9 protein-coding genes are annotated in these 10,285 nt (G+C 48.7%); 8 read left to right on the plus strand and 1 reads right to left on the minus strand.

The window, feature by feature from the left end:
* The first annotated feature begins 857 nt into the window (after positions 1–857).
* Genes MO867_RS18640 through MO867_RS18655 form a run of 4 tightly spaced genes read left to right on the plus strand, consistent with a single transcriptional unit; the run spans position 858 to position 4,175 of the window.
* A complete protein-coding gene (locus MO867_RS18640; protein ID WP_252471955.1) occupies positions 858–1,475 on the plus strand; it encodes a hypothetical protein in 618 nt (205 codons plus the stop codon).
* A gap of 21 nt (positions 1,476–1,496) precedes the next feature.
* Positions 1,497–2,180 carry an ABC transporter ATP-binding protein gene (locus tag MO867_RS18645; protein WP_252471957.1) on the plus strand — a complete coding sequence of 228 codons (684 nt, stop codon included), beginning with the start codon at positions 1,497–1,499 and terminating at the stop codon, positions 2,178–2,180.
* Positions 2,168–3,382: an ABC transporter permease gene (locus tag MO867_RS18650; protein ID WP_252471958.1), complete on the plus strand. Its 1,215-nt coding sequence runs from the start codon at positions 2,168–2,170 to the stop codon at positions 3,380–3,382. The genes MO867_RS18645 and MO867_RS18650 overlap by 13 nt, the downstream gene beginning before the upstream one ends.
* Positions 3,383–3,392: 10 nt before the next feature.
* Entirely contained in the window at positions 3,393–4,175 is a 783-nt protein-coding gene (locus tag MO867_RS18655; RefSeq protein ID WP_252471960.1) for an outer membrane lipoprotein-sorting protein, read from the plus strand.
* Between the two features lie 62 nt (positions 4,176–4,237).
* On the opposite strand, the gene MO867_RS18660 is transcribed toward MO867_RS18655, so the two are convergent.
* A complete protein-coding gene (locus tag MO867_RS18660; protein ID WP_252471962.1) occupies positions 4,238–5,242 on the minus strand; it encodes a tRNA dihydrouridine synthase in 1,005 nt (334 codons plus the stop codon).
* 566 nt (positions 5,243–5,808) lie between these two features.
* Between MO867_RS18660 and MO867_RS18665 the strand changes: the two genes are divergently transcribed.
* From MO867_RS18665 to MO867_RS18680, 4 genes are all read left to right on the plus strand, one after another.
* Entirely contained in the window at positions 5,809–6,045 is a 237-nt protein-coding gene (locus MO867_RS18665; protein WP_252471964.1) for an OadG family protein, read from the plus strand.
* 54 nt (positions 6,046–6,099) lie between these two features.
* Positions 6,100–7,890 carry a sodium-extruding oxaloacetate decarboxylase subunit alpha gene (gene oadA / locus MO867_RS18670; protein ID WP_252471966.1) on the plus strand — a complete coding sequence of 597 codons (1,791 nt, stop codon included), beginning with the start codon at positions 6,100–6,102 and terminating at the stop codon, positions 7,888–7,890.
* A gap of 19 nt (positions 7,891–7,909) precedes the next feature.
* Positions 7,910–9,226 carry a sodium ion-translocating decarboxylase subunit beta gene (locus tag MO867_RS18675; protein ID WP_252471967.1) on the plus strand — a complete coding sequence of 439 codons (1,317 nt, stop codon included), beginning with the start codon at positions 7,910–7,912 and terminating at the stop codon, positions 9,224–9,226.
* Between the two features lie 277 nt (positions 9,227–9,503).
* On the plus strand, positions 9,504–9,962 hold the full coding sequence (locus MO867_RS18680) for a hypothetical protein (protein WP_252471968.1): 459 nt from the start codon (positions 9,504–9,506) through the stop codon (positions 9,960–9,962).
* Positions 9,963–10,285: the final 323 nt, after the last annotated feature.

Below are 10,285 nucleotides of genomic sequence, written 5' to 3' on the forward strand. Positions count from 1 at the left end.
TATTCTAGGTCTATTCTGTTCGTTTTTACACCGATTTATATGGGACAGCCCTGCCTGTAGTGCCAAGTATGATTTCAGCTTTTATAGAGTTTGGCTTAGCTATTATTAGCGTACATATGACCCATGCAAAGATTGTTACTGGTGAAAAATACGGCGGTCTATGTAGCCAGTATTTCGGACAGTTTTAGAGAGGTAGACCTCTAAACCTACAAGGGTTGGGCCACGGGGTAGGGTATTTTCTCACAAGTCTGGGCGGACACTGAGCAGCCTGAAAGTATCTCTTTACTTGTCGGTATACGCAGAGCGCTGATCACTCATATAGAAATATTGTTCGAAATCTTGATATAACAATAAACTTCAGTTTTAAATGCCGATGTCTTCTGCTGAGTCCTTTTACGCTCATAGATAATCATGGAATCATACGACACTTTTGCTTTTTTTGACCATTGGTGTACAGTCGTAATATGAGATATATGGCCTGGTTATCTTGTCAAATTTATCTGTTATAGAGAGTGTGCCGAGTCTCCTCTGCTTAATATCAAATAAAGTGGAGGGTAGCACTTTATTACGTATTGGCAGCTTAAAAGGGTAAATAGAATATCTGCACAATGGGTATTTCTGCCCGGCACCGAGTCGCATAAAAAGCATTCAATTTTATTCGGGCGTACCACTTCCAAGTTTTGGAACCAGGGCTTCTGCGATTTATCCTCCCGCTTTTTCCGTATATCCATGATTCTGCCACCGTTCAGCGCAGACTATTTCCGTTTATCCCCTCTTTTTGCGATTTGTCGTATGGCTAGGACATAAAACTTCCTGTTGAGTAATCTGCTCTCAAGTTGAACGCACGGAGAGACTCGATGAAAAAGGTTATAGCGACGCTAGTCGTGAATTTGGGAATGAGTATGTCATCTTTTGCCGCAGTAGACGCTCGCCTGGAAGATTTGTATCAGAAGGCGGTTAGCGATGGGGGTACTGCGATACGGGAGTCTTATGAGTATTTTAAATTGGCCCAAGAGCAGGACCCTGGTGACCCGGTAGCTCTTTTTTACCTGGGGGCCAGCGAGACGCTGATGGCAAGTGAGAGTTGGCTGCCCTGGAATAAGGTAAGTTATGCAGAGAATGGCATAGCCCGAATGGATAAGGCTCTGATGATGATGGAGGAGTTGAAAAATCCGGGCCTCTCAGTTGAGGGAATACCACATGATTTACTGTTCAAGGGGATTGCAGCTACCACTTTTACCAAGGTGCCCAAGTTCTTCAATGCATTTGATCGCGGCTATGGCCTTTACCATGAGTTGATGGCTGATCCGCGTATAGCGCAGATGCCACCTAACGCAATTAGTTGGATCTACTGTGGTGCTTTGCAGGCGGCTGAGCTTCTAGAGGATACGGAACTGGCAACTTCGTGGAAAGCAAAGGGCGCTAGTCGAGGGACTGTTAACTCCTGTGAAGATAATAAGGGCACGGGACAGTAAGTCTGAAAAGGCGGAGTATTTATGTTACAGCTAACCCATATAGAAAAGACTTACACCACAGGCGAGATACAACTTCAGGCTTTACGCGATGTAAATCTACATATTCAGGCCGGAATGATGGTGGCACTTTGCGGACCATCGGGTTCGGGCAAGAGCACCTTGCTCAATATTTGTGGCTTGCTCAACCAGGATTATTTTGGTGAAGTGCGTTTTGCTGGGGAGTTATTGATGCGGGACTACCGGCAGGCAATGGAAATCCGTCGCACTCACTTGGGATTTGTATTCCAGAAATTCAATTTGGTTCCGGTTATGACCGCATTTGAAAATGTGGCGTATCCGCTTCTTCTGAATGGCCTCAAGGCGGTTGAAGTAAAGCGGTGTGTGATGGCCATGCTGGATCATGTAGGTTTGATAAAGTTTGCTCATTACCGCCCCGACCGTCTTTCAGGGGGGCAGCAGCAACGAGTAGCAATCGCACGGGCTTTGGTACATCAACCTAAATTGGTCATTGCCGACGAGCCCACTGCAAGCTTGGATAGTGAGACGGCAGAGCAGATTGTTGCGTTGATGAAGTCGCTGGGGCGCGAGAAAGAAACGGCATTCATTGTCGCCAGTCACGATGATCGTATGACCCTCCACTGTGACAAAGTGATTCATTTGAAGGATGGGGTGATTCAGTTAGAGGAAAATTTATGCGCCGCTTAAAAATAGCCATTTTGAACTTGTTACGCAATGGTCGCCGGAGTGTACTGACAGTGAGTATTGTTGCGATTGTCGTAATGGCTTTAATGACCTCAGGTGGATTTGGTCTCTATACTTATCAGTCCCTAAAAGAGGGTGCCGCACGCAGTGAGGGGCATTTGGTATTTGCCCGGCCTGGCTATTTCAGCTCTGATGAAGAATTCCCTTTGCAAAATGGCTTGGACAATGCCGATGAGTTGCGTAAGCGCCTGCTGGCCGATCAGGGGGTCAATGCGGTACAACCAAGAATTTACTTGCAGGGGCTTATTTCCAATGGTGAAAAATCCAATATCTTTTTAGGGCAGGGGATTTTGGCGAGTGAATTTCGGGTGAAGGGGCCTTTCTTGAATATCACTGAGGGCGATATCTTATCAAAAGATGAGAAAGTCAATGATCCCCAGATTATGCTGGGTAAAGATCTGGCAAGAAACCTGAGCGTAAAGCCCGGAGATTACGTAACTCTAATGTCTACCACAGTAAACGGAGCCTTAAATGCTTTAGATTTTAAAGTAAAAGGCATTTTTGGTACTGGTGTTCCCGATATGGATAAACGCCAGGTGTATACCTCAATCAATGCGGCTCAATTTTTATTGGATAGTCATCGGGTCAGTACTCTGACACTCTATGGTTATGATCTTGAAGATACCGAATTTTTAAGGGATAAATTGGGGCAGTTGGTCCCGCAGCTTGAAATCTCGACCTGGGAGGATCATGCCTTCATTTATAAGGGGGTTAAGAACCTGTATGACCGAATTTTCGGGTTGATGGGTATCATTATGTCGATGGTTATTTTTGTCTCTCTTTTTAATACATTGATGATGTCGGTGACAGAGAGAACCCGGGAGATTGGCACTTTATCAGCGATGGGGGCCTCCAAGGCTGAATTGTTAGTCGGATTTATGCTGGAGGCATTAGTCTTGGCGGTTGTGGGTGCCATTGTGGGAATTATCCTGGGAGGGTTGGTTAGTGTGGGGTTGATGATTTTTGATGTAACTATGCCGCCACCTCCCGGTAAAACCGTGGGCTATCCATTAACCGTCTATTTTTCTACAAATCTAGCCTGGATGATCTCTGTAGTGATAGTAGCGATTTGTGTATTCTCTTCTTTCCTTGCTGCGCGCAAAGGGGTCAATAAACCGATTACTGAGGCATTGGTTTATGTATAAATCGAATAGAATGAAAAAGTACAAAAGGATATTAACCGGTACATTGCTATTGATTTCTTCCTCTGTCACAACTGCTGATACAGTGCAAGATCAATTGCATCAGGTTTTTTCCGGCGGGCAGGTTGAGACTATGTTGGCTAGAGCAGATGCATACCGCTTGGGGCAGGCGTCCACTAAAATAGTGACCAATGTCCTCGTGTATAGGGGCGAAGAGTTGGAGAGTCAGAATAAATATCATGTTTATATAAAGCCCAAACGGAAGTCCCTGGTGCTTTTTAAAGGCGCAGGGGAGGAAGGGCAAAAAATGTTGATGTTGCAAGATAACTATTGGTTGTTGATGCCACGTAGCCGTCGTCCGATACGTATTACGCCGATGCAAAAATTACTGGGAGGGGCATCAATTGGTGATATAGCGACATTGACCTGGAGTGAAGATTATCAGGGGCAGTTTGAGATCAGTGAAACCCTGCAACAAAGGCAGACTCATAAGCTGGGCTTAGTGGCTAAAACTAAGGGCGCCAGTTACCAGAAAATTTCACTGTGGCTCGATAGCGAGAGCTATTTCCCGGTCAAAGCTGAGCTCTACTTAAAGTCCGGCAAGCTGGCAAAGGTCGCTCACTTTGTGCAAGGGCAGAGGGGGGGGCAGTTAGTGGTAGAGGAAATGGTACTTGTTGATAGCATTAATACCAACACTAAAACCAAGATTCGTTATGAGAGTAGTACGGTTCACACTCTGGCGGATAAATTCTATAACCCGGCATACTTAAGTCGTCAGTCGATAACGGGTTTGTGATGGAAGATATCCGCTCCGCCATCGTATTCAGCATTTGAGAGCGTTAATGGAGGGGGGCAGGTTTAGGCCGCTCTAATTTCCGTGGTCTGCGAGCGGCGCTCTGCAAGGAACGCGGCCTCAAATGCCTCTGCTTCCCTCAAGCGTTTTATTTTTTCAAAAAATAACTGAGCCTCGGGAAAGGCCAGCTTCAGATAGGCGAGCCACTGTTTAATGCGGTTACCCAAATATTTTGTTGGGTAGACTTCCCTGGTGGTTTGGTAGTAGCCCCATAAGATCTCAATGATTTGCGGCCAGTCCATCGGTGAATAATCGTCGCCAGAGCAATAGGCCTTAATTTGTCGGCCCAGGTCCGGCCTCGCCAGTAAGCTGCGACCGAACATAAATGACTCGCATCCTGTAACTTCGTAACACCGCTGAAACTCCTTCAGTGTCCAAATATCCCCATTGGCAACAACTGGGATATCCAGCTGTTGGTTAATTTCACCAATGAATTCCCAGTAGGCGGGTGGTTTATAGCCATCCACTTTGGAGCGGGCGTGTACAGCCAGTTCATTGGCTCCGCCTGCGGCTGCGGCAAGAGCGTTGTCCAGATAGGTGGAGCGGTCGTTGAAGCCCAATCGAATTTTAGCGGTAACAAGGATGTTTTCCGGGACGGCGCGGCGAACAGCTCCAACAATCGCTTCGACCCGGTGCGGGCTTTGCAGAAGACAGGCGCCGCCGTCACTGTTGTTTACTGACTTGGCGGGACAGCCAAAATTGAGATCAATCGCTTCTGCACCAACCTCAACTGCTTTTACTGCGTTAACTGCCATTGCATTAGGGTTTCCTCCCAAGAGCTGCAGCCGTACTGGTGTACCGTTTGGGGTCTTGGCGCCTTCGATAATTTCTGGGCATAAGCGAGTGAAAACCCTGAGAGGCAGTCTCGTATCCGTGACCCGCACAAACTCAGTCACGCAGATGTCGATACCTCCAATAACGGAAAGCAGAGCGCGCACGTGATGGTCGATCACTCCTTCCATAGGTGCTTGGTATATCTTTGCTTGTAATACTGGTGTCTTGCTGGTCATAAATTAGTTTGGACGAAAATTGGATATCAATAGGCGCATATTCTATCAGCAAGTAATACCGATGGCGTAAAAATGATCATTCTATGAGCCCCAAACGTAGGAGGAGTAAACTCATCAAATGAGTAATTCGCACCAAGATTGGGCGCTTGCGAGTGTACTTCACTGTTGCCCCTGAAACCAATAAGTGTTTGATTTTAAAAGCAAGTTGTATTGATAATAGAGAATTACCATCGCTCCTGGGTGAGTGGATTTTATCCATAGTGGCTGTTTTCTGCCTGAATGGAGTGGGAGTTATCGCCATTGAAATTATCTCGGCTGCGAATTAGATTCTGGGATCTATCGGTAGGGACTGGGGGGGTAATCGGGGCGCAAGCTCAATAAGATTATTGGCTGTGCCAATTAAAATTGTTGGCTGCAAATAATAACCCGAAGAGAGACGCAAAATATCATTTGGGTTATCGCGTTAGTCCCAGATAATTGGGTACTTCAATTTATAGTGTTGTGGGTACAAGCGAAACTGTCCAGGTCGGCTGGTTTTGTTACCCGGTGCTAGGGGGGAATAAATAGTGCAAGAAACACTGCTTCAACAGGGGCTGGATATCACCCTATTCGGGATGGGGATTGTCTTTACCTTTCTGCTGTTACTGGTGATTGGTACCAGTATTATGTCCCGAATCATTACACGTCATTTTCCCGAGGTGGAACCCGCTTCCCACTCTCCCTCCCACAAAGTAGGGAACGATAGCGCCCGTTTACATGCAGTGATCAAAGCAGCAATCGAACAGCATCGACAAAGACGCTAACTGCAAAATTTGCTTCGAACAATTTCCAATAATTTCTGCCGAGAGAGATAACCCATGACTGAGGTTAAAAAGCCATTGGGGATTACCGATGTAGTCCTACGCGATGCCCACCAGTCACTGTTCGCCACCCGTTTGCGGTTGGACGATATGCTGCCCATTGCGGAAAAGCTCGATCAAGTGGGCTTCTGGTCCCTGGAATCCTGGGGAGGGGCTACATTCGACGCCTGTATTCGCTATCTCGGTGAAGACCCCTGGGAGCGTATTCGGGAGCTGAAGAAAGCTATGCCGAATACCCCTCAGCAAATGCTGTTCCGGGGGCAGAATATTCTGGGGTATCGCCACTATGCCGATGATGTCGTAGAGAAGTTTGTGGAGCGTGCTGCGGTAAATGGGGTGGATGTGTTCCGTGTATTCGATGCAATGAACGATATGCGCAACCTGAAAACCGCGCTCGGCGCCGTCAAGAAGCAGGATAGGCATGCTCAGGGCACTATCTCTTATACCGTGAGTCCGGTGCATACCATGGACCTTTGGGTGGATCTGGGCCGCCGGCTTGAAGATATGGGTGCGGACTCCATTGCGATCAAGGATATGGCGGGCTTGCTGCGCCCCTATGAAGGCTATGAACTGGTGAAGCGGCTTAAGGCAGCGGTGGATATCCCTATCCATATGCAGTGCCATGCAACTACCGGCCTGTCTACAGCAACGGCTTTGAAATGTATCGAGGCGGGTATCGACAATGTCGATACGGCGATCAGTTCCATGTCCATGACCTATGGCCATAGCCCCACCGAGGCGATGGTGGCAATTCTCGAGGGCACCGAGCGGGATACCGGTCTCGATATCAATTTGCTTGAAGAGATCGCAGCTTACTTCCGCGAAGTGCGAAAGAAGTATGCGAAATTTGAGGGTTCACTAAAAGGGGTAGATTCCCGGATATTAGTGGCCCAGGTACCTGGCGGTATGCTTACCAATATGGAGAGCCAACTGCGTGAGCAGGGTGCCGGCGACCGCTTAGATGAGGTGCTTGAGGAAATCCCCCGCGTACGTGAGGATCTGGGATTTATTCCCCTGGTGACACCCACTTCGCAAATTGTGGGTACCCAGGCGGTGCTGAATGTGTTGACCGGGGAGCGCTACAAGTCGATTTCCAAGGAAACCGCTGTGGTTTTGAAGGGCGGCTATGGCGCGACACCCGCTGAGGTGAATCAAGAGCTGCAGGTTCGTGTGTTGGAGGGCGAGAGTCCGGTGACTTGTCGCCCTGCGGACCTGTTGGCACCAGAGCTGGAGAAGTTAAGCCTGGAGCTGCAAGCGAAGGCGGGCGAGCAAGATATTGCTCTGACTGGAGTTGATGGGGAAATCGATGATGTGCTCACCTATGCGCTGTTTCCGCAGATTGGGCTTAAATTCCTGAAAAACCGTAACAACCCAGACGCCTTTGAGCCGGTGCCCACCGGTAATGAAGGTTCTGCGGTTATGAATGACAAGGGCGAGGAAGTTTATACCGTATCGGTGGAGGGGCAGAGTTATACCGTGACAGTGGCCGATGGCGGCGACCTGACCAATGTGGCGCTGGCTACTGGAGGTACTGCAACGGCTTCCGCAGGTGCGCCATCGGCACCCGCCACCGGCGGTGAGCCAGTCGGTGCACCCTTGGCCGGCAATATTTTTAAAGTGATGGTCAGGCCTGGAGATCAGGTGAGCGAAGGGCAGGCTGTTTTGGTGTTGGAAGCCATGAAGATGGAAACGGTCGTGAGTGCACCGCGTTCAGGTAGTGTCACCAGTGTGGCAGTAAAAGAAGGTGATGCAGTGGCGGTAGGTGATCCCCTGCTGTCCATTGCTTAGCCACTAGTAGGAGTCACACGTGGAAAATCTAATTACGCTTTGGCAATCCTCCGGTGTTGCTCAGATGGCATCGGGCCAGTTCATTATGCTACTGGTGGGGTTGGGCTTGCTGTTTTTGGCGATTCGCAAAAACTTTGAGCCGTTACTGTTGGTGCCTATTGGTTTTGGTGGCATCCTTGCCAATATTCCCGGTGCTGATTTAGCGCTCTCTGCGGCAGAGACTGCTCTGGCGCAAGGAAATACCGCCGTTCTGGCGCAGATGGCACAGCTCCTTGGCTTGGATAGCGGTGCAGGTTTAGATGCCTTAAAAAAAGCTCTGGGTAGTGCACCCGTGGCGGTACAAGTGCAGGCAGCGGAGTTTGCCCGGGATGCCGGTTTCAATAACGGGATGCTGTACAACTTCTACTCGGTGGCGATTGCTTCCGGTGTGGCACCGCTTGTCATCTTTATGGGGGTGGGTGCCATGACGGACTTCGGACCGCTCCTTGCCAACCCGCGCACCTTGTTTCTGGGAGCCGCAGCGCAATTCGGCATTTTTGCCACCGTACTCGGTGCAGTGGGACTTTCTGTCGCAGGGGTGATGGACTTCTCTATAGCTGATGCCGCTGCAATCGGCATTATCGGCGGTGCAGATGGCCCAACGGCCATCTATGTCTCCAGCTTGTTGGCCCCTGACCTGTTGGGAGCCATTGCTGTAGCGGCATACTCCTATATGGCATTGGTGCCTATGATTCAGCCGCCGATTATGCGTGCCCTAACGACCGAGCAGGAGCGCAAGATTGAGATGGTGCAGCTGCGTCATGTGAGCAAGCGAGAGAAGATTACCTTCCCACTCTTGTTGTTGATTCTGGTGGCCTTATTCCTACCGGCAGCGGCTCCACTGTTGGGGATGTTTTGCTTTGGCAATCTGATGCGGGAATGCGGTGTGGTATCGCGTTTGTCTGATACTGCACAGAATGCCCTGATCAATATCACCACTATCTTCCTGGGCTTGTCAGTTGGTTCAAAGCTGGCCGCAGATAAATTCCTGGACCCCAAAACCCTGGGAATTCTCGCGCTGGGTATTGTGGCGTTTGCGATTGGTACTGCGACAGGTGTCTTGATGGCTAAGCTGATCAATGTATTCAGTAAGCATAAGATCAATCCGTTGATCGGATCTGCTGGTGTATCTGCAGTACCTATGGCCGCGCGGGTTTCCAATAAAGTGGGGCTGGAATCTAACCCGCATAATTTTCTGCTGATGCACGCTATGGGGCCCAATGTGGCCGGGGTTATTGGTTCTGCTGTTGCTGCGGGGGTGATGATCAGTATGGTGCGGAGCTTAACTGGGGCCTGAGTTCTGGCTTGATTGGGAAAAAGGGCGAACAGTGTTCGCCCTTTTTATTGGTTGGTTATTTGGAACCTGGAGAGGGGTGCAGAGCAAGGTGGCAGTAATCGGGTGTTTTTAGGCTGTTTTTGTGGGGATAAAGTAAGAGGTTGATAGACACTGTAGTTAAAGATATCAGGTGACCGGATCCCTTTTAACGATGGGATTCATTTTGAGTTAAGCTAAGTTGCGTTATATTCCTCCTCAAATTGTTTACCGAAATAAAAAATCCTCTGGAAGTAATCCCATGCGCAGTCTGCCACTTTTGATTTCCTTTATCCTGTTTTCTACCAGTGCTTTTGCTCACGATAACTATCAAACTGCGGAGGAGATCCGCACGCTGAAGAAAGAAGTTGTCAAGCTCCGTAAGGAGGTTCGCTCTGGTCATGATCGGAATCATGAAACTGGTGATTTGAAAAAAGAGGTAGTTCGATTGCGAAAAAATGTTCACCAGCTACAGGATTTGATCCTGGAATTGCAGGCGAGTATCGAGGCGCAATCGCAAATAGTTCAGCCTGAAGTTGTGGTGCAGCCTATCCCAGTCACAGAGCGTCCCAAGTGGGCTTGTTATATGAAGGATATGAGAGCAGGAGGTATGCACTCTAAAGGTTTCTCCCGTGTAGAGGCCAAGGGAAGGCTACTGGAAACCTGCTCCCAGCGCGGTGGGGTTTGCTTTGAGAATAATATTACCTGCTCGGATGAATAAGTACTGAGTGACAGGGCCTGCTTTATTTCAGCCATTCTCAACGTGGACGATGTGATTGGCTGGTCCTGGCTTAAGCTCCCCCTGGGCGTTCACAGACCATTACTGATTTGTTAGATACAGTTATAAGTATGTGGTATTTCGGTAGCGCCCCGCTTTAATAGGTCTAAATGCTAGCGGTTTATGTGGTTGATTAGGTGATGGTTTCCCAGCGCATTCAATCGAAGAAATAACTTTCTCTGTGCTTAACAGATTTATCGGTTCTCGATTGAGAGGGTGTTCAAAACTCTGTGTCAGCTAAACGGTTTATAGGCTGATGTATTTCT

The sequence above is a fragment of the Microbulbifer okhotskensis genome (assembly GCF_023895975.1).
GTDB lineage: Bacteria > Pseudomonadota > Gammaproteobacteria > Pseudomonadales > Cellvibrionaceae > Microbulbifer > Microbulbifer okhotskensis.

Bases quoted from the DNA above. Each gene is read 5' to 3' on its own strand.
- MO867_RS18640 (WP_252471955.1), top strand. From the start codon at position 858: ATGAAAAAGGTTATAGCGACGCTAGTCGTGAATTTGGGAATGAGTATG.
- MO867_RS18645 (WP_252471957.1), top strand. From the start codon at position 1,497: ATGTTACAGCTAACCCATATAGAAAAGACTTACACCACAGGCGAGATA.
- MO867_RS18650 (WP_252471958.1), top strand. From the start codon at position 2,168: ATGCGCCGCTTAAAAATAGCCATTTTGAACTTGTTACGCAATGGTCGC.
- MO867_RS18655 (WP_252471960.1), top strand. From the start codon at position 3,393: ATGAAAAAGTACAAAAGGATATTAACCGGTACATTGCTATTGATTTCT.
- MO867_RS18660 (WP_252471962.1), bottom strand. From the start codon at position 5,242: ATGACCAGCAAGACACCAGTATTACAAGCAAAGATATACCAAGCACCT.
- oadA (WP_252471966.1), top strand. From the start codon at position 6,100: ATGACTGAGGTTAAAAAGCCATTGGGGATTACCGATGTAGTCCTACGC.
- MO867_RS18680 (WP_252471968.1), top strand. From the start codon at position 9,504: ATGCGCAGTCTGCCACTTTTGATTTCCTTTATCCTGTTTTCTACCAGT.